We start from the raw sequence: 26,085 nt of genomic DNA, 5'->3' as shown, positions 1-26,085 counted from the left end.
ATCAGCGTAGCAGCGCGCGCGGCGCCCGGCAGCGGCCGCTCGCCAGTGCGGCGGCGCCACGCTACCCTGTGCCGTCGCTTGCCGCTCACGCCGGATCCGCCACGTTATGCCGATGAAACGCCACTTCTCCATGCTGCGCGAGTTCCAGCTGGCCGACTGGTTCACCCTGGCCAACGCCTTCTGCGGCACCGGCGCGGTGTTCGCGGCGATGCGCTTCCTGCAGGACGGCCGCCGCAGCGACCTGTTGTTCGGCATGGCGCTGATTCCGCTGGCGTTCGTGTTCGACGCGCTGGACGGCCGGGTGGCGCGTTGGCGCAAGTCGTCCTCGACCCTGGGCCGCGAGCTGGACTCGCTGGCCGACGTGATTTCCTTCGGCGTGGCCCCGGCCGCACTGGCCTACGCCTGCGGCATGCAGGGCGGGTGGGACTGGCTGGTGCTGAGTTTCTTCGTCTGCTGCGGGGTCAGCCGCCTGGCCCGCTATAACGTCACCGCCGAGCAACTGGCCGGCGACGGCGACAAGGTGCCGTACTTCGAAGGCACGCCGATCCCGAGCAGCCTTGGCCTGGTCATCGTGCTGGCGATCGCGGCGCACCTGGGCCACATCGGCGATGCCCTGTGGTGGGGCGAGTGGCGGCTGGGGCCGTGGCTGCTGCATCCGCTGGCGCTGCTGTTCGCGCTGTCCGGCTCGCTGATGATCAGCAAGACGCTGCGCATCCCCAAACCCTGATCGCGGTGGGTTGCTATCATCGCGGGCCAGTTCGGGAGAGTGGCGATGAAGGCTAGCGGCGGCGGTGACGCCGGCGATTTCGAGGCGATGACGCGGCAGTACTGGGAGGCCTGGAGCGCCGCGTTGCGCCAGGGTGCGCCGGGCCCCGCGTCCGCCGTGCCTGGCGACGGCGCCGGCGCCTGGCGCGAGGCGATCACGGCCTGGAGCCAGTGGTTGCCGCGCGGCAGCGCACCGCAGGCCGAGGACGCGGTGGCGCAGTTCCAGCAGCAGGCCGGCGACTGGCTCGGCGCGATGCAGCAGGTGGCGGCGCAGTTCGCCGGCCGCGACGCCAGCAGTGCCGACGTCGCCGAGGCGTGGAAGCGCCAAGTGCAGGGCCAGCGCGAACAATTGCTGCAGTGGCTGCTGGGCGCCGTGCGCGGCACCGGCCAGGCCGGGATCGACGCCTGGTTGCAGCAGGCGGCGCAGTGGCTGCAGGGCCTGCAGCGCGACAGCGGGCCGTGGCTGCAGATGCCCGGGTTCGGCCCGGCGCGCAACCACCAGGCGCGCTGGCGCGCGTTGGCCAAGGCGCAGCAGGACTACCAGGCGCAGCTGCAGGCCTATCTGGGGCTGCTGCAGGGCGCCATCGACCGTGCCTTCGGCCTGTTCGAGGAGAAGCTGCGCGCGCACGAGGAGCCTGGCCGGCAACTGACCAACGCGCGGGCGATGTTCGATCTGTGGATCGACGCGGCCGAGGAGGCCTATGCGGCGGCGGCGCTGTCGCCGGAGTTCCGTCAGGTCTACGCCGACGTCGCCAATGCGCAGATGCGCCTGCGCGCCCTGCTGCAGCGCGAGACCGAGCAGGTCTGCGAGCAGGTTGGCCTGCCCACACGCACCGAATTGGACGCCGCGCATCGGCGCATCGCCGACCTGGAGCGACGGCTGCGGCGGCTCGAGCGTGGCGAAGGGCACGGCACGCCTGCGGCGCCTGCGTCTGCAGCAGCGGCCCCGGCCAACGCAACGCCGCAGAAAAGCACCAGGAAGACGGCCGCCAAGCCTGCCGCTGCGAAGCCGGTAGCGGTCGCACCAAAATCCAAATCCAACGCCACCGCGGCAAAGAAGGCCGCGTCCGCGGCCAAGCCGCGGCGTGCCGGGACCACGTCCGCCGCCGCCCGCCGGAGTCGCGCATGAAGGGGCCGCTGAGCTTCAGCAGCGACGATCTGGTTCAGGAAACCCTGGAGCTGCAGCGCAAGCTGCTCGAGGGCCTGCGCGTGCTGCCCGGCCTGGACACGGTCGACTACGGCGCCACCGCGCGCCAGGAAGTGTGGCGCGACGGCAAGGTGGTGCTGTATCGCTTCGTCGGCGACCGCCCGCCCACCGCCAAGGTGCCGCTGCTGATCGTCTATGCCCTGGTCAATCGCCCGTACATGGTCGACCTGCAGGCCGATCGCTCGCTGGTGCAGGGCCTGCTGGCGCTGGGCGAGGACGTCTACGTGCTCGACTGGGGCTACCCGGATCGCTCCGAGCGCTATCTGACGCTGGAGGACTACCTGCTGCGCTATATCGACGGCGCGGTGGACCACCTGCGCGCGGCCGGCGACGGCGCGCCGGTCAACATGCTCGGCATCTGCCAGGGCGGCACGTTCTCGCTTTGCTATTCCGCGTTGCAGCCGGCGAAGGTGCGCAACCTGGTCACCATGGTCACGCCGGTGGATTTCCACACCCCGGACAACATGCTGTCCAACTGGGCGCGCCAGGTCGATGTCGACCTGTTCGTGGACACGCTGGGCAACGTGCCGGCGGACCTGATGAACGTCAGCTACCTGATGCTCAAGCCGTTCCGGCTGAACCTGCAGAAATACGTGGGCCTGCTCGACATCCTCGACGATCCGCGGGCGCTGGAGGACTTCCTGCGCATGGAGAAATGGATCTTCGATTCGCCGGACCTGGCCGGCGAGACCTTCCGCGAGTTCGTCAAGCAGTTCTACCAGGACAACGCGCTGATGCACGGACGCGCGCGCATCGGCGCACAGACGGTGGACTTGGGCAAGGTCACGATGCCGGTACTCAACGTCTACGCCGAGCAGGACCACCTGGTGCCGCCGGACGCTTCGCGGGCGCTGCGCGGCGTGGTCGGCAGCCGCGATTACGCCGAGCTGAGTTTCCGCGGCGGCCATATCGGCATCTACGTTTCCGGCCGCGCCCAGCGCGAGGTGCCGGCGGCACTGCATCGCTGGCTGGCCGAGCGCGATGGCGGGCACTGAGCGCCCATCGCAGCGTGCCCTCACGCCGCGCCCGCGCCGGCGCGCGTAGAGTCGTTACGCCGTCGTCGCTGGAGTCCGTGCCATGTCGCAAGCCCGTTCGCTGTCGCGCTCGTTGAACGACCGCATGATCGCGGGCGTGATGGGCGGCATCGCTCACCGCTTCGGCTGGAATGCGACGCTGCTGCGAGTGCTGTACGTGGTCGGCTCGATCGTCTCGGCCGCGTTCCCCGGCATCCTGGTCTACCTGATCCTGTGGCTGCTGATTCCCAACGAAGCCGACTGAAGCGGCCGCTGCCGCTGGCGTTTCGCCGTGCCGGCATCGTTTTCGGCGTTCTGTGGACCTCGCCGAACACGGCGCTTGGCGTGCTCGCCGGGAGCATCGCGCTGGCGTTCGGTGCGCGCCTGCGCTTCAGTCGCCGCGAGTTGGCGCTGGTGTTCGAACGGGTGCCGTTGCGGCCGCGCGGGGCGATGACCCTGGGCAACGTGATTCTGCTCAGCGCCGACGATCTGGACGTGGCCTGCGCCACCTACGAGCACGCCGCCGGTCGCTGCCGGCATCCGGCGGTGCGGCTCGGCGATCACGAACGCGCGCACGTGCTGCAGTACATGCTGCTGGGGCCGTTGTTCCTGCCGGTGTACCTGGCCTGCGGCGGGGTCAGCGTGCGCAACCCGCTGGAGCGGGCTGCCGATCGCTACGCAATGCACGGCCGCGGTTGGTGGCCAGGTACTGGCTGAGTGCATAGCGTTTGCCACTTCGCGATGCATCAGGTGCCACGTAGAAGCGGCTTCAGCCGCGACGGGCGTTCCACCGAATGCCTGGTCGCGGCTGAAACCGCTCCTACGAGTGACCCACGTCCTTGCGAGCGGCTCCCTTCAATCCAGCCGTGAAAAACCGAACAGGCGCTTGAGCGGATGCGCGTGCCGCTCGATCTGCGCGCGCAGCAGGCCGGCGCCGATCATGCTGTAGGTGATGCCGTTGCCGCCGTAGGCCATGGCGAACTGCACGCGCGGGCCGTGCTGCGGATGTGGGCCGAAGAACGGCAGGCCATCCTCGGTTTCGGCGAAGGTGCCGGCCCAGGCGAAGGTCGGCTGCAGCTCCAGCCCCGGGATCGCCTTGGCGATCTTGCGCGAGAGCGTGCGCGCCTTGCTGTCCACGCGCGCGTCGCGGCGTGCCGGCACGTCGACGCTGTCGTCCTCGCCGCCGGCGACGATGCGGCCGTTGCCGGTGCTGCGCAGGTACAGGTACGGCCGTGCGCTCTCCCAGACCATGGTGTCGTGCAACGGGCCGAGCGCGGACGGATCCAGCGGGTCGCTGACGAAGGCATAGCTGCTGCGGTTGCGCGCCACGCGCTGATCCAGCCAGTGCTGGTTGGCGTAGCCGGCGGCCATCACCACGTGACCGGCGCGCACCTGCGCGCCCTGGTCGGTGTGCAGGGTCACGCCGCGGCTGTTGACCACGATCCGCGCGATGCGGGTGCGGTCGTAGACGCCGGCCCCGCGCCGGAAGGCGCGGCCGAGCAGGCGATAGGTGAGGCGGTACGGATCCACCCGCGCCGCCTGGTGGCTGAGGATCGCACCATGCGCCTGGATGCCGTAGGCGGTGTCCAGCGCCTGCGCGTCCAGCCATTCCACGTTCAGGCCGTGCCGCGCGCGCACCTCCAGTTCTTCCTGCAGGACCCGCACGTGCCGGCGTTTGCTGGCGTAATAGAGGCTGTCGTTGCGGGAGAAGTCGACGTCGCGCAGCGGCCGCACCAGGTCGCGCAATTGCTCCAGCGCCTGCGCGCAGGCGCCGTAGGCCAGCGCGGCGGCGGGTTCGCCATAGCGCTTGGCCAGGTCGATCAGGTGGGTGTCGATCTCGTACTGCAGCAGGGCGGTGCTGGCCGCGGTGCTGCCCCAGCCGATGTCGCGCTGCTCCAGGAGCGTGACCGCATGCCCGTGCGTGCTCAGTTCCTCGGCGATCAACGCACCGGTAATGCCGCCGCCGACGATGGCGACATCGCAGCGCACGTCGTCGCGCAGCTGCGGAAAACTCTGCATCAGGCCGTTGCGGACCGACCAGAAGGGATAACCGCTCTTGAGATCCATGGCGCCCCAGCGCAGAAGGGATGTGCGACTTACGCGCAGGCCCGGTTAAGTCTGCGTGAGGCGGCACGGGCGTCATGTTGGGGCAAACAGCCACGATTAACCTCGGTGCAGAAGTCCCTCACATGGCGCTGTGTATGGTGCGCGCCAGTTCCACGAATTCCCTGTAGAGGAAGCGTCATGTCGGTCGTTCTGTACATCGGTGGCAGCAAGGACGGAGAGAAGGGCGTGGTGCCCTACGGTTTCCGCAAGTCCATGAAGGAAACCGAGGCAGGCCCGGAGATCTACGTCGAGCGCGTGCTGGCGCTGAGCGACCGGCAGGTGCGGATCATGGCGCTGGAATCGCTGCAGGACGATATCGTGGTAGAACGCTTGCATAGGTATTATTCGCGTTGACGCCGGCGTGCGAACCCCGGTGTGGTCGCCCGCCTAGGCGGGCCAGCGACGGTTCGCATCGACCTGCCATCGACCATGCCCGCACCAGAAACCAGCAACACCTCGGCGCCGCCGACGACCGTCGACCCGAACGCCCCCACCGACATGTCCAACCAGCGCAGCGATATCTTCTTCGCTGCGGTGCAGACCACGCGCATGCCGATGATCGTGACCGATCCGCGGCAGCCGGACAACCCGATCATCTTCGTCAACCGCGCGTTCCTGGAGATGACCGGCTACAGCCGCGATGAGCTGATCGGCAACAACTGCCGCTTCCTGCAGGGGCCGGACACCGACCGCGAGACGGTGCGCAGCGTCCGCGATGCCATTACCGCGCACAACGAAGTGGCGGTGGAGATCCTCAACTACCGCAAGGACGGTTCCAGCTTCTGGAACGCGCTGTACATCTCCCCGGTCTACGACGACCGCGGCGAACTGGTGTACTTCTTCGGTTCGCAGTTGGACGTCAGCCGCCGTCGCGACGCTGAGGACGCCCTGCGCCAAGCGCAGAAGATGGAAGCGCTTGGCCAGCTCACTGGCGGCATCGCGCACGATTTCAACAACCTGCTGCAGGTGATGTCCGGGTACCTGGAACTGATCGAGCATGCGGTCGAGAGCGATCCGCTGAATCCATCGCTGCTGCGCAAGAGCGTGGACCGCGCGCGCGACGCCGCCGGCCAGGCGGCGCGCCTGACCCAGCAGTTGCTGGCGTTCGCGCGCAAGCAGAAGCTGGAAGGGCGCGTCCTCAACCTCAATGCCCTGGTCGCCGGGATGAGCGACGTGGCCGAGCGCACGCTCGGCGACGGCATCGCGTTCTCGCTGGAACTGTCGCCGGACCTGCGCAATTGCCGCATCGACCCGACCCAGGCTGAAGTGGCGCTGCTGAACATCCTGATCAACGCGCGCGACGCAATGGCCGACCAGGCCGCGCCGCGCCTGGTGATCCAGACCCGCAACGTCTCGGTGCGCGCCGACGAACCCACCACCTACGACAATCTGCTGCCCGGCCACTACGTGTGCGTGTCGATCACCGACAACGGCAGCGGCATGCCGCCGGAGGTGCTGGCGCGGGTGCTGGATCCGTTCTTCACCACCAAGGAAGAGGGCAAGGGCACCGGCCTGGGCCTGTCCATGGTCTACGGCTTCGCCAAGCAGTCCGGCGGCGCGGTGCGGCTGTATTCGGAGGAGGGCCACGGCACCACCGTGCGCCTGTACTTCCCGATCGACGACAACGTCGAGAACATGGCCCCGCGCGATTCGCGCACGCGCCGTCCGTTCGACCGGCAGGGCGACGAGACCATCCTGATCGTCGAGGACCGCCCGGACATCGCCGAACTGGCGCGCCTGTTCCTGGGCGACCAGGGCTATGCCACGCACGTGGTCTACAACGCCCGCGAGGCGCTGGAACTGCTCGACACCGGCGTGCACGTGGACCTGCTGTATTCGGACCTGATCATGCCGGGCGGCCTCAACGGGGTGATGCTGGCGCGCGAGGCGCGGCGGCGCCGGCCCAAGATCAAGGTGCTGCTGACCACCGGCTATGCCGAGTCCTCGATCGAGCGTACCGATGCCGGCGGCAACGAGTTCGAGGTGCTGGCCAAGCCGTACAACCGCCAGGAGCTGATCCGCAAGGTGCGCATGGTGCTGGACGGGCCGAACGGCGTCACCTGACGCCGCCAGCTTGGCGCGAGCCTGTCAACGGGTTCCCCGGCGGCGCGCGCACTGCGAAAATGCGGGTTTTCCGCAAGGCGGCTTCGGCCGGACGCAATGCACGACACTCAGCTCGCCCAGCAGATCGCCAACACCATCGCCGCCGAGATCGGCGCGCAGCCGGCGCAGGCGCGCGCCGCCATCGCCCTGCTCGACGAGGGCGCCAGCGTCCCGTTCATCGCGCGCTACCGCAAGGAAGTGACCGGCGGGCTCGACGACACCCAGTTGCGCAATCTCGAAGTGCGCCTGACCTATCTGCGCGAACTGGAAGAGCGCCGCGCCGCGGTGCTGGCCAGCATCGCCGAGCAGGGCAAGCTCAGCGACGAACTGCGCGCGGAGATCGTCGCCGCCGACACCAAGTCGCGGCTGGAAGACCTGTACCTGCCGTACAAGCCCAAGCGCCGCACGCGCGCGCAGATCGCCCGCGAGGCCGGGCTGGAGCCGCTGGCCGACGGCCTGCTGGCCGATCCGGCACTGGTGCCGGAGACCTTCGCCGCCGGCTTCGTCGATGCCGACAAGGGCGTGGCCGACGTCAAGGCCGCGCTGGAGGGTGCGCGGGCGATCCTGATGGAGCGCTGGGGCGAAGACGCCGCGCTGGTCGGCGAATTGCGCAACTGGCTGGGTGAGGTCGGGGTGATCCGCGCCCGCGTGGCCGAGGGCAAGGAACAGGAAGGCGCCAAGTACCGCGACTACTTCGACCACGCCGAAGCGCTGGCCAAGATTCCCTCGCACCGGCTGCTGGCGCTGTTCCGCGCGCGCCGCGAGGAGATCGTGTACCTGGAACTGGATCCCGGCAGCGAGGCCGAGGCCGGCCACCAGTACGCCGAGGGCCGCGTGGCGTTGCGCGCCGGCATCGCCAACCAGGGCCGTCCCGGCGACCGCTGGCTGCTGGACGCCTGCCGTCTGACCTGGCGCGCCAAGCTGCACATGCACCTGTTGCTGGACCTGTTCAACCAGGCCCGCGAAAAGGCGGAGGCCGAAGCGATCGCGGTGTTCGGCGACAACCTGCAGGACCTGATGCTGGCGGCGCCCGCGGGCCCGCGCGTGACCCTGGGCCTGGATCCGGGCATCCGTACCGGCTGCAAGGTCGCGGTGGTCGACGCCACCGGCAAGCTGCTGGCCACCGACACCATCTATCCGCACGAGCCGCGCCGGCAGTGGGACCAGTCGCTGCATACGCTGCGTCAGCTGTGCGCGCAGCACGGCGTGGAACTGATCGCGATCGGCAACGGCACCGCCAGCCGCGAGACCGACAAGCTGGCCGCCGACCTGATCAAGCAGAATCCGCAGCTGAAGCTGGAGAAGATCGTGGTCAGCGAGGCCGGGGCCTCGGTGTACTCGGCCTCCGAATTCGCCGCCAAGGAGTTCCCGCAGCTCGACGTGTCGCTGCGCGGCGCGGTGTCGATCGCACGGCGCCTGCAGGATCCGCTGGCGGAGCTGGTCAAGATCGAGCCCAAGGCGATCGGCGTGGGCCAGTACCAGCACGACGTCGACCAGTACCGCCTGGCGCGGGCGCTGGACGCGCGGGTGGAGGACTGCGTGAACGCGGTCGGCGTGTACGTCAACACTGCCTCGGCGGCGCTGCTGTCGCGCGTGTCCGGGCTGTCGTCGAGCGTGGCCGAGAACATCGTGCGCCATCGCGACGACAACGGCCCGTTCAAGCGCCGCAAGGATCTGCTCAAGGTGCCGCGGTTGGGCGAGAAGACCTTCGAGCAGTGCGCCGGCTTCCTGCGCATCGCCGACGGCGAGGAGCCGCTGGACGCCTCGGCGGTGCACCCGGAAGCCTACCCGGTGGTGGAGCGCATCGTCGGCGCCACCGGCAAGCCGATCAAGGCGCTGATCGGCGATGGCGGTTTCCTGCGCGGGCTCAAGCCGGACCAGTTCACCGACGAGAAGTTCGGCCTGCCGACCGTGCGCGACATCCTCAAGGAACTGGAAAAGCCCGGCCGCGACCCGCGCCCGGAGTTCAAGGCGGCGCGTTTCGCCGACGGTGTGGAGGACATCAAGGACCTCAAGCCGGGCATGGTGCTGGAGGGCGTGGTCAGCAACGTCGCCGCCTTCGGTGCGTTCGTCGACATCGGCGTGCACCAGGACGGCCTGGTCCACATCTCCGCGCTCTCGGACAGCTACGTCAAGGATCCGCGCGACGTGGTCAAGGCCGGCGACATCGTCAAGGTCAAGGTGCTGGAAGTGGACGTGGCGCGCAAGCGCATCGCGCTGACCCGGCGTCTGGACGACGCGCCGGCGCCGGCGCGTCCCGCCGACCGCGACACTGGCGCACGCGGCGCGGGCGGCCCGCCGCGCCGGGAACGCGACGGGCGCGGCGCCCCGAGCGGCGGCAACGCCAAGCCGCGGCCGGCGGCCGCGGCGCCGGTCAACAGTGCGTTGGCTGACGCGTTCGCCCGCGCCAAGCGCGGCTGAGATTGCAGGAGGACGGCTGGCGCGGCTGCGCCGGTCACCGCCGCCACGACCGCAAGCTGCGGTCGTGCAGCGCGTCGGATCAAGCCGGTTCGGCGCGCGAGCTCTCGTCGGTGGCGAGCGTGGCCGGCGGCGGTGCCACCAGCGATGCGGCCAGTCCAAGCAGCTTGACCGGATCCACCGGCTTGCCCAGGTGTGCATCGAAGCCGGCTTCCAGGGCCAGCGCGCGGTCCTCGCTGCGCACGTAGGCGGTGAGGGCGATGGCCGGGATGCGGCTTGCGGCACCGGCACCGCGGGCGCGGACGCTGCGGATCAGGCTGTGGCCATCGCGGCGCGGCATGCCGACGTCGCTGACCAGCAGCGCATAGGGCCGTTTGCGCAGCAGCGCTTCGGCATCGTCGGCGCAGACCGCGGCCTCGACCACTGCACCGGCTTCCTGCAGGAAGCGCTGGGTGACGCCGCGCGAATCCATGTCGTCGTCCACCACCAGCACGCGCACGCCGTCCAGGCGGATGCCGCCACGCCGCCGCACGGCGCTGGACAGCGCCGCGTCCTGGTCGCGGTGGATCGGCTCAAGGGGCTGCAGATCGTTGCGCGGCAGCAGCAGGGTGAACGTGGCGCCGAGACCGACGCCATCGCTGCTGACGGACAACTGGCCCTGGTGCAGTTCGGCCAGCTGCTTGGCGATGGCCAGACCCAGGCCGAGGCCGCCGGCACTGCGCGTGCTGCTCGCATCGGCCTGACGGAAACGGTCGAACACGTGCGGCAGAAACGCCGGGTCGATGCCGATGCCGGTGTCGCTGACGGCGATGCGCACATGCGTGCTGGTGCTGTCCAGGGTCACCGTGACCGTGCCGGCGCTCGGGGTGAACTTGATCGCGTTGCCGATCAGATTGGTCAGCACCTGCTGCAGCCGCACCGGATCGCCCAGATAGGGCAGGGCGGTCGTGTCGTCGGCAACCAGCACGATGTCGATGCCCTTGTTCTGCGCGCCGGGGCGGGCCGCGTCGATGGTGTCGCCGAGCAGCGTGCGCAGATCCAGCTCGTCCGTATCCAGGCGCACCTTGCCCGACAGGATGGCGCTCATGTCCAGCAGATCGTCGATGATCTGCGCCTGCGCGTGGGCGCTGCGTTCGATCACCTCCAGCCCCTTGACCAGATCCTTCTCGCGCACCGATGCGTCCTGCATCAGCCGCGACCAGCCCAGGATCGCGTTGAGCGGCGTGCGCAGCTCGTGGCTGAGCGTGGCCAGGAATTCGTCCTTCATGCGGCTGGCGCGTTCGGCGTCGCCGCGCGCGCTCTGCTCGGCGGCGAGCAACTGCTGCAGGCGCAGGTCGGTGCCGCGGCGCTCGATGATGATGCCGGCCAGGTGCGAGGCCGAGCGCGCCAGGTCCTGTTCGTGCGGGTTGGGGTAGTGCACGAATGGGTAGTACATCGCGACCACGCCCAGCACCTCGCCGTCGCTGGCCAGGATGGGCGTGGAGCAGCAGGCGACGATGTCCGCCTCCAGGGCGGTGGCGAGATAGTCTTGCCAATGCGGGTTGACGCGCACGTCGCTGCACAACACCTGCCGGCGCAGGTAGGCGGCGCGTCCGCAGCAGCCGGTGTTGGGATCGATCGGCAGGCGCTGCACGGCCTTGCGGAAGCTCTGCGGCATGCTCGGCGCTGCACCTTCCAGCAGGCACTGGCGGTGCTCGTCGACCAGCATGATGGTGCAGCGCAGGCCGACATCGCTCTGCGACTCGATGCCGCGTGCGATCGCCTCCAGCACCGCGTTCAGCGGCTTGCCGGTGGTGATCATCTCCAGCGCGGCGCGCTCGGCCGCGGTGGCGTTCTCGATGCGCTTGCGCTCGGCGATGTCCAGCAGGGAGCCGATGAAACCGAGGAACTGGCCGGACGAACTGAAGCGCGGCGTGGCGCTCGCCAGGCACCAGCGATACTCGCCATCGTGGCGGCGCAGGCGGTATTCCAGCGTGTAGGCGCGGCGGTCGGCGCAGGCGCGCGCCAGGGTGCGGCCGACCGCGGCCAGGTCGTCGGCATGGACCTGTTCCTGCCAACCGCTGCCCAGCGCTTCCTGCTCGCTTTGCCCGGTGAACAGATACCACTGGCGGCTGATGTACTCGCAATCGCCGTCGGCATTGGCCATCCAGATCATGACCGGCGCGTTGTCGCACAGCTGGCGGAAACGCAGTTCGCTTTCCTGCAGGCGCTGTTCCGTCAAGCGGCGGTCGTGGATGTCGGTATTGGTGCCGATCCAGCGCACGATGCGGCCGCTGTCGTCGCGGATCGGCAGGGCGCGGCCGAGGTGCCAGCGGTACTCGCCGTCGTGGCGGCGCAGCGGATATTCGATCTCGTACGGCCTGCCGCTGCGCAGCGCCTCCGGCCACACCTCCATCACCCGCGCCAGCCCTTCCTCGGTGTGCACATGGCGCCAACTGTCGTAGCCGGCCTCGCCGACAGGCAAGCCGGTGTACTCGTACCAGCGCCGGTTGAAGTAGTCGACGTGGCCATCCGGCATGGCGGTGAACACGATCTGCGGCATCGCGTCGGCCAGTTCGCGCAAGCGCGCGGCGCTGTTGGCCAGTTCTCTCTGCGCGTCCGCGCGTTCCATCGATTCCCAGCAGCGTGCGGCCACCAACCGTACCAGCTCGATCTCGGCCGATGTCCAGACCCGTGGCTGGGCCTGGTGCACGCCGATCGCAGCGACCAGGCGACCGGCCTTGTGCAGCGGCGCGGTGAGCACCGCGCGCAGGCCCAGGCGCTGGTAGTTGGGATCGTCCACGCGCATCGGCGGCTGGTGGGTCTCGGTGTCGTGCACCACCCACGGCCGGTTCTCGCGCATGCACTCGGACAGGTCGCTGCCGAAGTCGCTGAAGCGCGAACGCCCGGTCAGGTGGCTGGCGCCGTCGACGTAATCCGCACGCACGTCGAACGCGTCCTCGTCGGCCTCGACGATCGCGTAGGCGCAGCGGTTGGCGCCCAGGTGCTGGCCGAGCAGGGCGGCGCCGGTCTCGCAGATCGCTTCGGCGCTGTGCAGGTTCTGCAGGGTGTCCTCGAGCATCAGCAGGAAGCTGTCGTGCGCCTGCGCGCGCGCCTGCTCGGTGCGGTCGATGCCATGCACCAGGATCCCGCTGACCTTGCCCTCGGCGTCGTGCATGGGCTGGTATACGCATTCCAGCGTGGTGTCCGAGGTCGCTTCGTGCGGACTGCGGCACAGCTGGAAGGTCATCGACTCGTCGGTGAACGGCACGCCGCTAGCGCGGACATTGTCGAGCAGGCGGATGACGCCTTGGCCCTGGATTTCGGGAATGGCCTCGATGAGCGGCCGGCCGACCACCTCGCGCGGCCCGACCAGTTGCTGGTAACGCTGGTTCGCGGTCTCGATCACGTAGTCCGGGCCACGCAGGATCGCCAGCGCCGCCGGCGATTGCTCGAAGGCATCGGCCATCTGCGCGCGTTGCGCTTCCAGCGCCTTCAGCAGCGCATCGCGTTCGCGCGCCAGGGTGATGCGCGCGGTGTCCTCGGTGCACACGCACAGCACGCCGGCGATGTCGCCCTCGTCGTCGAACAGCGGGCTGTAGGAGAAGGTGAAGTACACCTGCTCGCTGTAGCCGTTGCGCAGCATGGTCAGCGGGATGTGCTCGTTCCAGGTCGATTCGCCGCTGGCCATCACCTGGTCGGCCTGCGCCCGGACCTCGGGCCACACGTCCGGCCACACCTCTTCCATCGGCCGCGCGAACCCCTGCGGATGCCGCAACCCGAGGATCGGCACGTAGGCGTCGTTGTACAGGTTGAACTGGCGCTCGCCCCAGCGCACGGCCATCGGAAACCGCGAGTTCAGACAGATCGACAGTGCGGTGAGCAGGCTCCGCGGCCAGTGCTCCATCGGACCCAGTTCGTGCTCGCGCCAATCGATGGCGCGCAGCAAGGCCCCCGTGGCGCTGCCGGCGGGAAACCGGACAGGAGGCGGCGAACAGTCCTTGGCGTTGATGGCTGAATCCCTCGAATCGTCCCCGCCAGGCGGCGGGCTTACGATCGAGGATTCTCAGGGGCGTGCGGTCGTCTTGGCGTGAGCGTCCTGCAGCGCCTTGATCAGCTGCTCGGACAGGTAGGGCTTGGTCAGCACCACACCGGCGGCGAAGCCGGGGGGCAGGGTGTCGGCGGCGACGCCGGTGGCGAGCACGAACGGCGTGCCGCGGTCGGTCAATGCCCGCGCCACCGGCTCGCTGGTCTCGCCGGCGGAGAGGCGGAAGTCGAGCACGGCCCGGTCCGGGCGTTCGCTGTCGATCAGCGCAAGCGCCTGCTGCACGGAGGCGGCGACGCCGACCACCTCGGCACCGGCCTGGGCAAGCTGCAGCTCCAGCAGCGTGGCGTTCATCTCGTCGTTCTCGACCACCAGGATACGCAGGCCCCGCAATGCCGACATCGCTTGCTCGTTAAGGTTTGGGAACAGAAAGTATAGCGGGACCGTCACAGCCGTCGCCTAGACAACCGACACAGGAAGATGAAGCGTTTACCTGTGTCTGCTTCACACGTGGTCGTCGCGCAAAAAACAAACGGCAGCCGAAGCTGCCGTCAGTCCTGGTGCCGAAGGTGGGACTCGAACCCACACGCTTTTAAGGGCGGCGGATTTTGAGTCCGCTGCGTCTACCGATTCCGCCACTTCGGCGCGGCCGCGGAGTATAGCCGACACTTCGGCTCGGCCGCCAGCGCATTTGCGCTCGCCGTCCTTGGGCAGGGCAGGCGGGGGCGATCAGCGGCCGTGGTGGCTGCCGAGCGTCTCTCTATATATATGTGGATCGATAGGTTGGCGCCGCGTTCGGCAGCTACGTGCGTGCCGCGCGGGTAGGTGCGTTATGCGGATATCGGCAATTGCCGGCGCTGGGTGCGCTGGAGGCTCTACCAGGCGCTTTGGCGCTGTCCGCAGACTGCATCCAGCGCTCGGTGCGAGGTGCGTACGCCGTTGAACGCAGGGACGCAGCGGATTTTGCGGGTCGCGGCGAGCGCCATTGCGACGTCGCGAACGTTCCGCAAAAAAACGCTTGCGTGTGCCGATCACGATCGTTAATATTCCGCTCCTCGCAGCACGTGGGGCCATAGCTCAGCTGGGAGAGCGCTTGCATGGCATGCAAGAGGTCGCCGGTTCGATCCCGGCTGGCTCCACCAACTTTTCGGACATAGGCCGTCCGCAAAAGCGACATCGTTAACAGCGTCCCCATCGTCTAGAGGCCTAGGACATCACCCTTTCACGGTGGCGACCGGGGTTCGAATCCCCGTGGGGACGCCATTTTTCAGCAGGAATTCCTCGCGCGCATCCGGGTTCGGCTCTGCCGAACGCAATGAGTGCGGGGTTTGTACATCGGAAGAAAGTCGGGTAAGATTCCGCTTCTGCCAGTACACGTGGGGCCATAGCTCAGCTGGGAGAGCGCTTGCATGGCATGCAAGAGGTCGCCGGTTCGATCCCGGCTGGCTCCACCAACTTTCCGGACATAGGCCGTCCGCAAAGCAACATCGTTATCCGCGTCCCCATCGTCTAGAGGCCTAGGACATCACCCTTTCACGGTGGCGACCGGGGTTCGAATCCCCGTGGGGACGCCACTTTTCGAAAACACCCGGCATTGCCGGGTGTTTTTTTATGTGTGCGGCGGTCGTGTGTGGTCGAGGTCAGATGGCGGCAGTGCCGGTGCTGGACGGCAGGTGGATCGGTGGCTGCTTCGAGCGAGCGGTGTTGCTGTTCCCTTCTCCCTTCGGGAGAAGGTGCCCCGAAGGGGCGGATGAGGGTACGGGCGTAGCCTCGCATGGCCAGAGTGGTGCAGGCGCTGCGCGCCCCGTACCCTCACCCCAACCCCTCTCCCGGAGGGAGAGGGGCTTTTGTCCTTCTCCTTGAGAGAGAGCTAGCGCTGCGCCCGCTCAGCGCAGCAGCCGGCGGATCTGCAGGATCGCCTGTGGCGTACGTTGCACGCTGTGTCCGGAGACGATGACGGTTTCCGAGGCCGCGCCGGGCAGGTGGGCGCTCCAGTACGGCACGATGCCGTCGCTGGACTGTGCCAGCGGCACGCGCGGATCCTCTTGTCCGACGATGGAGTGATAGGTCACCTGTGGCGAGATCGGCAACTGCGCCGCAGCGAGGATGAAGGGATCGTGGTCGCTGAGGCTGTCGATGCTGTTGGGTAGGGCGCCGAGCATGTCCTTGCCGGCGATGTCCTTGAATTGATCCAGCACGCGCCGGGGCAGGCCGATCACGGCGCGTGCCAGTTCGCCCACCGTGCCGGCGGCTTCGGGCGTGCCGCGGTGCGGGGTGGCCAGGAAGATCGCCTCGGACACTTCCGGCATCGGCGCGAAATGCAGCATCGGTCCGAGCCTGGCCTGCAGCGCCTGGCGCGCCTGTGGATCCAGGGTTGCATCGTCGAACAGGGTGCGCCACAGGTGGTCGCCTTCGCTGGAGGACACCATCAGTCGTGCCAACACGCCGCCCATGCTGTGCCCGATCAGCACCATGTCATGCGCGGACACGCTGCGGCGTTGTGGATCCAGCCGGTCCAGCGTCTGCTGCAGCGCCGTGCGAACCTGCAGATGGGTGTAGGGAATCGGCAGGTTGGTCGGGTAGTACACCAGCCAGATCTGGTAGCGCGCGCGGACCTGCGGGTCGCCGAGCAGGTCGTTGGCCAGGTTGACCCAGGCCTCCGGGCTGCTGGCCAGCCCGTGCAGCAGCACCAGCACGCGCCGGTGCGGATCGTAGGGCTGGGTCAGGAACACGTGCGGCCGGTCGATGCCGTGCCCGAGGCCGAGCAGGGTGCGCAGCGATTGCGCGGCGAAGCCGGCGCGCGCCATCCACACGCCATAGCCGGCGCTGAAGTTGGCCGCCAGCGGCACGTCGATACCGCCCATCGCCACGCGCTCGCCGAGCGAAGGATCGTGGACCTCCACGTGCGCGCTGTGACCGGCCAGGACTTCCTTGAGAGTGCGGCCGTCGAAGCGCAGCAGCACCGTGAGATTGGGCGTGGGCATGTCGCTGTAGGCGGGCGCGGCGTCGGCATCGTCCATGGCGTCCGCCGAAGGCTGCGGCAGGACCGCGACCATTTCCGCGCCGAAGCCATCGCGCCGATACACGCTGCGCAGCCCGTCGAAGCGCAGGTCGCCGGCTGCCAGCATCGCCTCGGGCATCGGCATGTCCTGCGGACTGCCCACGCCGCTGGCATCCAGTGTCACTGTCCAGTCGGGCAGGGCGGCGATCTGCGCGCCGGCGTCGTGCGTGGCGGGCGGATGCCGCCGATAACGCGCGAACAAGGCGGTCACCGCTTGCTGTACGGCGTAGTTGTAGTAGTCGCGCACCTGGGTCTGGCGTTCCTCGAAGGCGCGTTCGCTGGGCGTACGTGCGCTGAAGAACAGGTAGGCGTAGGCGTAGCGCGCGGTCTGCAGCCAGTCGGCCAGGGTGGCATCGCTGTCCGCGTGTTGCCTGGCGGCGCGTTGTGCGGCCAGCAGCGACAGCTCCGCCGCCGTCGCCAGGGCGCGTTCCTGGTCCATGTCGGCGTTGCCGAGCAACCGGTCGATGCACGGCGGCGCCTTCGCCGTGCAGCTTGCCGCGTCGAGGCCAGCCACGTTCAGCGTCTGCAGCGCGGCGTCGCTGGGGCGCGCGGCGCTCAGCGCATCGCCGCGCTTGGCCTGGATGTAGCGCGCCGCATCCACCCGCTGCAGGGTGACGCTGGCGCAGCCGCCCGCGCAGAGCGCCATGCACAGCACGGCGCAGGCAAGGATCACGCGGTGCCAGCGCTGGCGCCTCACGCCGCGACCTTCGCCGGCCCGCTGGCGCGGCGTGCGAACAGCAGGTCGTACAGCACCGGGATCACGCCCAGCGTCACCAGCGTGCCCAGGGCCAGGCCGCCGATCATGGTGATGGCCATGCCGGTCCACAGCGGCCCGGCGAACAGCATGAGCGGGATCAGGCCGACGATGCAGGTCAGCTTGGTCATCACGATCGGGCGCAGGCGCTTGACCGCCGCGGCGATCACCGCCTCGTGCCGGCTCAGGCCATCGGCCAGTTCGGCCTCGATCCGTTCGAGCAGCAGCACCGCGTTGTTGACGATGATGCCGGCCAGCGCGAGCAGGCCGAAGGTGGCCATGAAGCCGAACGGATAGCCGGTGACCAGCAGGGCGAGGGTGGCGCCGATCAGCACGAACGGAATGCTGGCGACCACGATGAACAGCTTGCGGAACGAATTGAACTGCCACACGAACAGCAGCAGGATCGCGCCCAGCGCATGCGGCATGTACTGCAGCAGCGCCTGGTTGGCTTCGGCGGCGTCCTCGAGCTCGCCGCCCATCTCGATACGGTAGCCGGGCGGCAGGCGCAGCGCCGCGACCTTGTGGGCCAACGCGGCCACCACCTGGTCGGTGGTCAGGTCGGGGTTGCGGCCGGTGATGGTGATGGCGCGGCTGAGGTTGCGGCGCTGGATCGTCGAGGGTTCGGAACGCAACTGGATGTCGGCGATCGCCGACAGCGGCAGCGGCGCGGCGCCGGAGGACGGATAGATCGGCGTGTCGCCGGGGTCGCCGCTGCGCGCACCCGGGCCGCTGTCGCCGCGCAGCACGATCGGCACGTTGCTGCCGTCGTCGTGGATCACCGAGGCGTCCACGCCGCCATAGCGCAGTTGCAGCGCCTGGGCGATGTCCTCGCTGGCGACGCCGGCGCGCCGCGCCTTGGCCTGGTCCACCTGCACCACGTAGCGCGGAATGCGGCTGTCCCAGTCGTCGCTGACGTCCAGCGTGCCGGGCAGGGCGCGCAAGGCGTCGGCGATGCCGGCGGCGAGGCGGCGCAGTTGCGCCTCGTCCGGGCCGATCACCCGGTAGATGGCCACGCCGGATTCGGTGGAGCCCAGCGAAAAGCGCTTGGGCTCGGCGCGCACCGCCGGATAGGCCTGGCGCAGGTGGGTGCGCACCTTGGCGATCAGCGCGTCGATGTCGGTGCCCGGCTGCACGCTGACGGTGAAGTAGGCGATGTTGGCCGCCGGCAGCGGCGGGTTCAGCCCGAGCACGATGCGCGGGCCGCCATCGGCGACATAGCCGATGCTGTCGACGATCTGCGGGTTCTGCCGGCGATCGGCCAGCCACTGGCTGATCGACTGCACGGTGCGCAGGGTCTCGCGTGCATCGCTGCCCGGTTGCAGGGTCACCGGCATCTGGAACTGCAGACGGTCGGACTTGGGCAGGAAGCTGTACGGCACCGAGACCAGCACGGTCACCGCCAGCGTCAGCAGGGCGAGCATGCTGCCCAGGAACAGCGCCTTGTGCGCCAGCAGCGCCTCGATCGCACGCCGGTACAGGCGGTACGGCTTGGAGGTGTAGCTGTCGCCATGGCCGTCGGCCGGTGCGGCATGCGCGCGGGCGAAGTACATGCACAGCAGCGGGGTGATGGTGATGCTGAGCAGCCAGGAGCCGAGCAGGGTGACCGCCAGTACGATCGCCAACGAGCGCATGTACTCGTTGGTGCTGGTCTGGCCGAAGAAGAACGGCGAGAACGCCAGCACGATCACCAGCGAGGAGGTCAGCAGCGGGATGGCCAGGCTGCGGCCGGCGGCCTCGCAGGCGGCACGGCGTTCCTCGCCGGCGGCCAGGCGCCGCTCGATGTCCTCGGCGATGACGATGCCGTTGTCCACCAGCAGGCCCAGCGCAAGGATGATCGCGGCGATGGACACGGTCTGCAGTTCCACGCCCAGCACCCGCATCGCGATCAGTGCGCCGAGGATGGTCAACGGCACGATCGCGCCGACGATCAGGCCGGTGCGCCAGCCGAGGAACAGCATCACCACCGCCATCACGATGACGATGGTCTCGCCCATGACGTGGTGCATCTTGCCCATCTCGCGCTCGACCACGTCGGCCTGGAAGGTGACCACGTGCTGCGCGAAGCCCACCGGCAGCGCCTTGGCGGTTTCGCCCAGGGTGCGGCGCAGCGCCTTGCCGACTTCGGCAACGTTGTTGCCGGGCGCCATCGACACCGCCACCACCACCGCCGGCTGGCCCTGGTAGATCGCGCCGGCCTCCGGCGGGTCCACCGGCATCAGTTCGATGCGCGCCAGTTGCGCCAGCGGGATCTGCCGCGGGCCGTCGGTGCCCTGCGTCGCGATGGGGATATTGCGCAGCGCGTCCAGGTCGCGCACCTCGCCGGAGGTGGTGACGGTCATCGCCATGCCCGACGCGGCGACCAGGCCGCCGCCGGCGACCACGTTCTGCGCGCGCAGTTGCTGTGCGACCGCGGCCGGAGTGAGGCCAGCCTCGCCCAGCCTGGTGCGATCGAAGGCGACATAGACGCGCTCGTCCTGCAGGCCGTGGAAGGTGACCCGCTCGACGCCCGGCACGGCGTAGAGCTGCGCGCGCATCTGCCGCAGCGGTCCGAGCATCTCGGCGGTGTTGAAGCCGGGCGCGGTGACCGCGATCGAGGCGATGGCGACACGGCCGAAGTCGTCGTCCACCAGCGGACCCTGGGTGCCCGCGGGCAGCTCGGCACCGGCTTCGGCGGCTTTGCTGCGTACGCGCTGCCACAGCGCCGGCAGGTCCTTGACGCTGTCCTGCGCAGTGATCTGCACGATGGCGCTGCCGGGATGGATGGTGGTGACGATCCTCTTCAGCCCGCTGACCTCGCGCAGGCGTTCCTCCAGCGGTCGCGCGAGCAGGTTCTCCACGCGTTCGCTGGGCATGCCGGGGAAACCGACCTGCACGATTGCGTCGCGCACGGTCACGCTCGGTTCCTCCTGTGACGGGAAGCCGAGGAAGGTGACGATGCCGCCGATCAGGATCAGGGCGGCGCTGAACAGCGCCAGGCGGCTGGATTGCAAGGTGGCGCGGGTCAGGTTCATGGCGAGACGGTGCCGAGGCGGGTGGTGGGACGGAACGGCACGACGTGCTGACCGTCGTGGAGGAAGGCGGCGCCGGCGGCGACGACGCGCTCGCCCGGTGCCAGGCCATGCAGGATCTGCACACGGCCGCCATCGCTGTGCCCGGTGACGACCCGGCGGCGACGCACGCTGCCGCTGTCCTGGCGGTACACGAACACCATGGTGTGGCCATCGGCCATGCTCGGGAGCAGCGCGCTCAGCGGTACGCTCGGCGCCTGATCGGCGCCGCTGTCGGGCAGGGCCAGCAGCAGCGATTCGCCGCTGCGCGGCTGCACGGCATCGGCGCTGTGGCTGTCGAACAGCACCTGCACGGTGGCACCGCCGTCCACGCGTTCGGAGACGCTGCGCAGGCGCAGCGGCAAGGCCTGCTGCGGTGCGTTGCTGCGGTAGGCGAGGACACGCTGGCCGGGTTGCAGCGCCGCCGCACGATCGGCCGGCAAGGTCGCCAGAACCTGCGCACGATCCGCACCGTCGAGCTGCAGCACCGGCTGGCCGGCACTTACCAAGGTGTCGGGCTGCTGCAGCCGCGCCACCACGCTGCCGTCGAACGGCGCACGCAGTTCCGACTGGCGCACCGCGCGGCGCGCCAGCGCCAGGTCCGACTGCGCGCTGCGGACCTTCGCCTGCGCCGCGGCGAAGGCGCTCTTGGCCGCGGTCAGGGTGGCCGCGGAGGCGGCGCCGTCGTCGAACATGGCCTGCTGCTGCGCCAGATGGGTCTGTTGCTGCTGCAGGTTGGCCGCGGCGATGCCGACGCCGGCCTCGGCCTGCTGCAGGCGCAGGTTGTTCGGTTCCGGGTCCAGGCGTGCGAGCACCTGGCCGGCGTGCACGCGGTCGCCCACGTCCACGGCAATGGCGGCGATGCGGCCGCCGCCTTCGAAGCCGAGGTCGGCGCGCTGTTGCTGGCGCACCTGGGCGAAGTAGCGGGTGCTGTCGTGCGCGGCATCGTTGCCGACGGTTTCCAGCTTGACCGCGCGTGGCGCGTCGGGGGGCGGTGCGGCCTCGCGGCCGCAGCCGGACAGCGCCAGCGCGGCCAGCGGCAGGCACAGCGAGAGAAGCAGGGTGGGGCGCAGGGTCATGGTCGGCGATGTCCGAAAGCGATCAGAAGGTGTAGGTGACGGTGGCGCCGCCGCCGGCAGCGGCGCGGCGACGCACCACCGGGCTGCCGTCGGCGGGGCCGACGTAGCGGGTGGCGTCGAGCAGCAGCGAGGCGGTCCAGTGCGGCGACAGGGTGTGATCCCATTCGGCGCCGACCGAATAGGCGTACACGCCAGCATCGGCGCGGTGCGGTTGGAATCCGCTGGTCAGGCTCTGCGCTTCGGTGACGCCGAAGTACGCCTGGTTGAAGCGGCGGTCGCCGACATGCGCGTCCAGGTCCAGGGTCACGTTATCGGCCGCGGCCTGCAGCAGGGTGAAGCGCGCGCCGGCGCGGTAGCGGTTGCGGCGCGCGCCGTCCTTCAGCGCGAACTCGGCTTCGGCGTCCAGTGCCAGGTATGGAGTGAGTTGCTGCATGACCAGACTGCGCGCGGTGATCGCGCCGGGGACGTCGCCCATGCCGGCCAGGCGTTTGGAGCCGGGGCGCCAACTGCTGTTGCGTTGCAGGCGGCCCAGGTCGTAGCCGAACGACTGACTGGCGGAGAAGCCGTGCGCGTTCTGGAACTGCACGCCGGCGCCACGTACCGTGTCCGCGAACAGGATGCCGCGCTGTATCGAAAACACCGGCACCGCCTGCACGCGGTCGTCGGCGGAGCCGGGGTAGCGCGGGTTCAGCATGGCGCCGGCGCCCACGCTCACTTGGGTGCGATCGCCGAACAGGCCGGCGCCGGACGCCGGGTCGGGATCTGCTGCGTGCGCGGCCGGCGGCAGTGCCAGCAATGCCACGGTCAGAGTGGGCGACAGAACGGAGAGGACATGTTTCATCTGGGCAACCTCGTGCGGGGGAACGATCAGGGCGCGTGCGGCAGTGGCACGCCGTAGAACGCGCGGAACAGCGCGATGCGATCGAGCAGCAGGTCCTGCCGCGCCTGCAGGTGCGCCAGTTCGGCCTGCGCGGCCTGGATGTCGCCGGCCAGCAGCTCGGGGCGGTCCTGCAGACCTTGCGCGACGCGCTGCTGCAGGCGCGCCACACGCTGACGTTCGCGTTCGAGATTGGTGCGTTCGCCACGTTCGCGCTGCTGCAGCGCCGGCAGCGCATCCAGCGCATCGGCGACCTCGCGGAACGCCGCTTCCACGGTCTTCTCGTAGTCGGCCACCGCGCCGTCCTTGCGCAGCTGTGCGATGTCCAGGTTGGCGCGGTTGCGACCGCCGTCGAACAGCGGCAGCACCAGTTGCGGCATGAAGCTCCAGGTGCGGCTGCCGGGCATGAACAGGCCGTTCAATGCCTCGCTGGCGGTGCCCAGCGAGGTGCTCAGGCGGATCGACGGAAAGAATGCGGCGCGCGCGGCGCCGATGTCGGCATTGCGCGCGCGCAGCTCTGCTTCGGCCTGGCGGACGTCCGGGCGCTGCAGCAGCAGCTGCGAATCGAGGTCGCGCCAGACGCGGCCGTCGTCCTGCCCCGCGCCAGGCAGCAGGTCCTGCAGGGTGCCGACGCCATCGGGCGCGGCGTAGCCGGCGAGCAAGTGCAGGGCGCGGCGGGCGGCGGCGTGGTCGCTGGCGGCCTGCTGCGCGCGCGCCTGCGCCTGGTCGTCGTCGTGGCGCTGGCGGTCCAGCGCATCGCGGGCAATCAGTCCGACCGCCTGCTGGCGCGTGGCGATCGCCAGCAGCGCGGCACTGCGTTCGGCGATGGTCTGCGTCTGCTGCTGGCTCTGCAGGGCGGCGCGTTCCAGCGTGTAGGCCCGCAGGACTTCGGCGATCAGTGCGCCGCGCGCCGCCTGGCGGCCCTCTTCGGAGGCCAGGTAGCGCTGCTGCGCCGCCGCCGACAGCGAGGCCAGCTTGCCGAACAGGTCCAGTTCGAAGCCGTCCACGCCCACTGCAACGGTACTCAGCTTCTGGCCATAGCGTGCCTGCGTGGCCGCGTCGTCGTACTCGCGGCGCGTGCCCTGGGCATCGAGGCCGAGCTGCGGCAACTGCTGCGCGTGTTCGATGCGGTACTGGGCGCGGGCCTGTTGCACGGTCAGCACGGCATTGCGGAAGTCCGGGTCGTGGGCCAGCGCCAGGGTGACGAGTGGGGTCAGGTCGTGCTGCGGCGAGAACGCGCGCACGAACTGCTGCTCCTGCTCGGTGAGCGCACTGTCGCTTCGGCCAGGGGCCGCGGCCACGGTTGCGGTGGTCGCGCCCAGGGTGAGGGGCAGTGCGGTTTGCGGGCGCTGGTAGACCGGCGCCAAAGAGCAGCCCCCTAAGGCAAGGGCGAGCAGCCCGAACAGGGCGTGGGCGCGACGCGGGCGGAGCGGCAGGGACGGTAGAATCATGGCGGCAGTCGGGTGATCGAACTCGACTGCCAGCATCGGCGGGCATGTTCAAGCCGCCTTCTAGGAATCTTCAAGATTCCATCAAGACGCCAAACACGGGCACCGGGCATGCACGCGAAGAAGATCCTGCTGGTCGAAGACGATGCCGACAGCGCCAGCATCCTCGAGGCCTACCTGCGCCGCGACGGCTTCGAGGTCACCATCGCCGAGGATGGACAGAAGGCGGTGGCGGTGCATGCGCAGTGGAAGCCGGACCTGGTGCTGCTGGACGTGATGCTGCCGCGGCTCAGCGGCACCGAGGTGCTGTCCACGATCCGCCGCAGCAGCGACACGCCGGTGATCATGGTCACCGCGATGGGCGACGAACCGGAGAAGCTCGGCGCGCTGCGTTACGGCGCCGACGATTACGTGGTCAAGCCGTACAGCCCCAAGGAAGTGGTGGCGCGGGTGTTTGCGGTGCTGCGCCGCGCCGGGCCGGCACGCGCCAGCGAGGAGCCGCTGCGCCACGAACGGCTCACCGTGGACACCGCCGCGGTGCGTGCCACCGTGCGCGATGCCGACGGGCAGGAGGTGGCGCTGGAACTGACCCCGACCGAATTCAACATCCTGGCGACGCTGATGAAGACGCCGTTCAAGGCCTTCACCCGCAGCGAACTGCTGGAGATCTGCCTGCCCGACAGCGATGCGCTGGAACGGGTGGTGGATGCGCACGTGCACAACCTGCGCAAGAAGCTGGAACACGAGCAGGTCACCGGGCTGCTGGTGACGGTGCGCGCCATCGGTTACCGCTTCCGATGAACTGGTCCTGGTTCCGCCGCAAGCGCCACGCGCCGCTGTGGCAGTGGGTGGGCCTGCGCATGAGCGCGCTGGCGGTGTTGACCATTATCGCGATCGCGCTGGGCATGGTGCTGCGCTTCGCGATCTGGGACGTCTCCACCCTGAGCCGCCTGCCGCCGCAGGCGCGGCAGGAGATGCTGCGACTGCGCGAGGATCCGCACAGCAATGCGCGGCGCCTGTGGGAGCTGTTCGAGACCTATTACGACGTGGCGGATTTCCTGCCCGGGCTGGCCAGCCGCGACTGGCTGCTGCTGGCGGGCATGATCCTGGCGTCGATCCCGGTGATCGTGGTCTGCGGCCTGCTCGCCTCGCGGCCGCTGTCGCGACAGTTCTCCAATGTGGCCGCGGCGGCGCGCCGGATCAGCGATGGCGATTTCGCCGCGCGCGCGCGGGTGGTGCCCGGCGCGCCGGACGAGCTGGCCGGCCTGGCGATCGATTTCAATGGGATGAGTGCGCAGCTGCAGCAGTACGAACGCGAGGTGCGCGAGTCCAGCGCGATGCTGGCGCACGAATTGCGCACGCCGCTCAACGCGGCGATGGGACGGGTCCAGGGCATGCTCGACCAGGTGTTCCCGAGTAGCGAGGAGCAGTTGCGCATGGTCCAGCGCCAGCTGGAGCAGATCAATCGCCTGGTCGGCGACCTGCACCTGCTGTCGATGGCCCGTGCCAACCAGCTGATGCTGGAGCCGCAGCGGTTCGCGCTCGGCGCGTTGGTCCGCGAACGCCTGACCTGGGCCGCGCAACCGCTGCAGGAGGCCGGCATGCAGGTGCAGGTCCGCATCCCCGATCACCTGCACATCAGTGCCGACCGCGACCGCCTCGGCCAGGTGCTCTCGGTGCTGATCGACAATGCGCTGCGCTACGCCGCGGCCGGTGGCGAACTGACCCTGGAGGCGCAGGCCGATGCCGAGGGTGTGCTGATCCGCATTGCCGATCGCGGACCTGGTGTCGACGAAGAGGCGCTGGCGCGGATGGGCGACCGCTTCTGGCGCGCCGACGACTCGCGTGCGCGCCATTCCGGCGGCAGCGGCCTGGGCCTGTCGATCGCCGCGGCGATCTGCCAGGCGCACGGCGGTGCGCTGGAATTCGCCAACCGCGAGGGCGGCGGGCTGTGCGCGCGGGTGCGCTTGCCGCATGTGCCCGCGGGCGATGCCGATGCGCCGGCGACCAGTGCGTCGGCGGCGACGCCACGCAAGCGCCACGCCTGAGATCCGCAACAGCTGCGGAGCGTAGATGCGGTTCTGCATCCGGCCGTCCATGCGACACGCGCCAAGGCAGACCACTTGGCGATAGAGTAGGGCAAGGCCGAGCGAGTAGCGGCCTGCCCCAGTGTCGCAACC

The 26,085-nt window shown here is 69.4% G+C and carries 18 protein-coding genes and 5 tRNA genes; 14 read left to right on the top strand and 9 right to left on the bottom strand.

Annotated features, from left to right (window positions below; all coding sequences use genetic code 11):
- Positions 1 to 112 precede the first annotated feature (112 nt).
- The 5 genes from AC1PLR_RS10820 (at position 113) to AC1PLR_RS10800 (ending at position 3,702) form a co-directional block, all read left to right on the top strand.
- Positions 113 to 727 (top strand): CDP-alcohol phosphatidyltransferase family protein, encoded by a 615-nt coding sequence (locus AC1PLR_RS10820; RefSeq protein ID WP_010342962.1) that lies wholly within the window; start codon positions 113 to 115, stop codon positions 725 to 727.
- 45 nt (positions 728 to 772) lie between these two features.
- On the top strand, positions 773 to 1,894 hold the full coding sequence (gene phaE, locus AC1PLR_RS10815) for a class III poly(R)-hydroxyalkanoic acid synthase subunit PhaE (protein WP_481100981.1): 1,122 nt from the start codon (positions 773 to 775) through the stop codon (positions 1,892 to 1,894).
- Positions 1,891 to 2,967: a class III poly(R)-hydroxyalkanoic acid synthase subunit PhaC gene (locus tag AC1PLR_RS10810; RefSeq protein ID WP_371182056.1), complete on the top strand. Its 1,077-nt coding sequence runs from the start codon at positions 1,891 to 1,893 to the stop codon at positions 2,965 to 2,967. The genes phaE and AC1PLR_RS10810 overlap by 4 nt, the downstream gene beginning before the upstream one ends.
- Positions 2,968 to 3,049: 82 nt before the next feature.
- The gene (locus AC1PLR_RS10805; protein WP_010342965.1) at positions 3,050 to 3,250 is read left to right on the top strand and encodes a PspC domain-containing protein; all 201 of its coding nucleotides are present in this window, start codon (positions 3,050 to 3,052) and stop codon (positions 3,248 to 3,250) included.
- A complete protein-coding gene (locus AC1PLR_RS10800; protein ID WP_481103577.1) occupies positions 3,247 to 3,702 on the top strand; it encodes a hypothetical protein in 456 nt (151 codons plus the stop codon). The genes AC1PLR_RS10805 and AC1PLR_RS10800 overlap by 4 nt, the downstream gene beginning before the upstream one ends.
- A gap of 138 nt (positions 3,703 to 3,840) precedes the next feature.
- Here AC1PLR_RS10800 and AC1PLR_RS10795 read toward each other — a convergent pair whose 3' ends face one another.
- Positions 3,841 to 5,052: an NAD(P)/FAD-dependent oxidoreductase gene (locus AC1PLR_RS10795; RefSeq protein WP_481100980.1), complete on the bottom strand. Its 1,212-nt coding sequence runs from the start codon at positions 5,050 to 5,052 to the stop codon at positions 3,841 to 3,843.
- Positions 5,053 to 5,229: 177 nt separating this feature from the next.
- Here AC1PLR_RS10795 and AC1PLR_RS10790 point away from each other — a divergent pair, with 177 nt between their 5' ends.
- From AC1PLR_RS10790 to AC1PLR_RS10780, 3 genes are all read left to right on the top strand, one after another.
- Positions 5,230 to 5,445 carry a hypothetical protein gene (locus AC1PLR_RS10790; RefSeq protein WP_017907884.1) on the top strand — a complete coding sequence of 72 codons (216 nt, stop codon included), beginning with the start codon at positions 5,230 to 5,232 and terminating at the stop codon, positions 5,443 to 5,445.
- Positions 5,446 to 5,520: 75 nt separating this feature from the next.
- Positions 5,521 to 7,155 carry a hybrid sensor histidine kinase/response regulator gene (locus AC1PLR_RS10785; protein ID WP_481100979.1) on the top strand — a complete coding sequence of 545 codons (1,635 nt, stop codon included), beginning with the start codon at positions 5,521 to 5,523 and terminating at the stop codon, positions 7,153 to 7,155.
- Between the two features lie 96 nt (positions 7,156 to 7,251).
- Entirely contained in the window at positions 7,252 to 9,615 is a 2,364-nt protein-coding gene (locus AC1PLR_RS10780; protein WP_481100978.1) for a Tex family protein, read from the top strand.
- A 79-nt stretch (positions 9,616 to 9,694) separates the two neighbouring features.
- Here the strand turns inward: AC1PLR_RS10780 and AC1PLR_RS10775 are convergent, their stop codons facing one another.
- From AC1PLR_RS10775 to AC1PLR_RS10765, 3 genes are all read right to left on the bottom strand, one after another.
- On the bottom strand, positions 9,695 to 13,498 hold the full coding sequence (locus AC1PLR_RS10775) for a PAS domain-containing protein (RefSeq protein WP_481100977.1): 3,804 nt from the start codon (positions 13,496 to 13,498) through the stop codon (positions 9,695 to 9,697).
- Between the two features lie 159 nt (positions 13,499 to 13,657).
- A complete protein-coding gene (locus AC1PLR_RS10770; RefSeq protein ID WP_010341911.1) occupies positions 13,658 to 14,038 on the bottom strand; it encodes a response regulator in 381 nt (126 codons plus the stop codon).
- Between the two features lie 156 nt (positions 14,039 to 14,194).
- A tRNA-Leu gene (locus AC1PLR_RS10765) sits at positions 14,195 to 14,281 on the bottom strand.
- 421 nt (positions 14,282 to 14,702) lie between these two features.
- On the opposite strand from AC1PLR_RS10765, the gene AC1PLR_RS10760 reads away from it, so the two are divergent.
- From AC1PLR_RS10760 to AC1PLR_RS10745, 4 genes are all read left to right on the top strand, one after another.
- Positions 14,703 to 14,778, top strand: a tRNA-Ala gene (locus AC1PLR_RS10760).
- A 45-nt stretch (positions 14,779 to 14,823) separates the two neighbouring features.
- Positions 14,824 to 14,899 (top strand) — tRNA-Glu (locus AC1PLR_RS10755).
- A gap of 115 nt (positions 14,900 to 15,014) precedes the next feature.
- Positions 15,015 to 15,090, top strand: a tRNA-Ala gene (locus tag AC1PLR_RS10750).
- Positions 15,091 to 15,134: 44 nt separating this feature from the next.
- Positions 15,135 to 15,210: transfer RNA gene (locus tag AC1PLR_RS10745), tRNA-Glu, on the top strand.
- 312 nt (positions 15,211 to 15,522) lie between these two features.
- Here AC1PLR_RS10745 and AC1PLR_RS10740 read toward each other — a convergent pair.
- Genes AC1PLR_RS10740 through AC1PLR_RS10720 form a run of 5 tightly spaced genes read right to left on the bottom strand, consistent with a single transcriptional unit; the run spans position 15,523 to position 23,944 of the window.
- Complete coding sequence (locus AC1PLR_RS10740; RefSeq protein WP_481100976.1) at positions 15,523 to 17,343, bottom strand: esterase/lipase family protein; 1,821 nt, start codon at positions 17,341 to 17,343, stop codon at positions 15,523 to 15,525.
- 47 nt (positions 17,344 to 17,390) lie between these two features.
- Positions 17,391 to 20,465 (bottom strand): efflux RND transporter permease subunit, encoded by a 3,075-nt coding sequence (locus AC1PLR_RS10735; RefSeq protein ID WP_481100975.1) that lies wholly within the window; start codon positions 20,463 to 20,465, stop codon positions 17,391 to 17,393.
- Positions 20,462 to 21,580 carry an efflux RND transporter periplasmic adaptor subunit gene (locus tag AC1PLR_RS10730; protein ID WP_481100974.1) on the bottom strand — a complete coding sequence of 373 codons (1,119 nt, stop codon included), beginning with the start codon at positions 21,578 to 21,580 and terminating at the stop codon, positions 20,462 to 20,464. The genes AC1PLR_RS10735 and AC1PLR_RS10730 overlap by 4 nt, the downstream gene beginning before the upstream one ends.
- A gap of 22 nt (positions 21,581 to 21,602) precedes the next feature.
- Positions 21,603 to 22,421 carry a MipA/OmpV family protein gene (locus AC1PLR_RS10725; protein ID WP_481100973.1) on the bottom strand — a complete coding sequence of 273 codons (819 nt, stop codon included), beginning with the start codon at positions 22,419 to 22,421 and terminating at the stop codon, positions 21,603 to 21,605.
- Between the two features lie 26 nt (positions 22,422 to 22,447).
- A complete protein-coding gene (locus AC1PLR_RS10720) occupies positions 22,448 to 23,944 on the bottom strand; it encodes an efflux transporter outer membrane subunit (RefSeq protein ID WP_481100972.1) in 1,497 nt (498 codons plus the stop codon).
- 72 nt (positions 23,945 to 24,016) lie between these two features.
- On the opposite strand from AC1PLR_RS10720, the gene AC1PLR_RS10715 reads away from it, so the two are divergent.
- Both AC1PLR_RS10715 and AC1PLR_RS10710 read left to right on the top strand, forming a co-directional pair.
- Positions 24,017 to 24,706 carry a response regulator gene (locus AC1PLR_RS10715; protein WP_010341904.1) on the top strand — a complete coding sequence of 230 codons (690 nt, stop codon included), beginning with the start codon at positions 24,017 to 24,019 and terminating at the stop codon, positions 24,704 to 24,706.
- Positions 24,703 to 25,953, top strand: coding sequence for a sensor histidine kinase (locus AC1PLR_RS10710; RefSeq protein WP_481100971.1), 1,251 nt, complete (start codon positions 24,703 to 24,705; stop codon positions 25,951 to 25,953). Before AC1PLR_RS10715 ends, AC1PLR_RS10710 begins: the two co-directional genes overlap by 4 nt.
- The last annotated feature ends 132 nt before the right edge of the window (positions 25,954 to 26,085 follow it).

Source organism: Xanthomonas sp. NCPPB 3570, from assembly GCF_056725115.1.
Note: the sequence above shows the minus strand (reverse complement) of the source record. Positions and strands in the feature narration are given on the sequence as shown.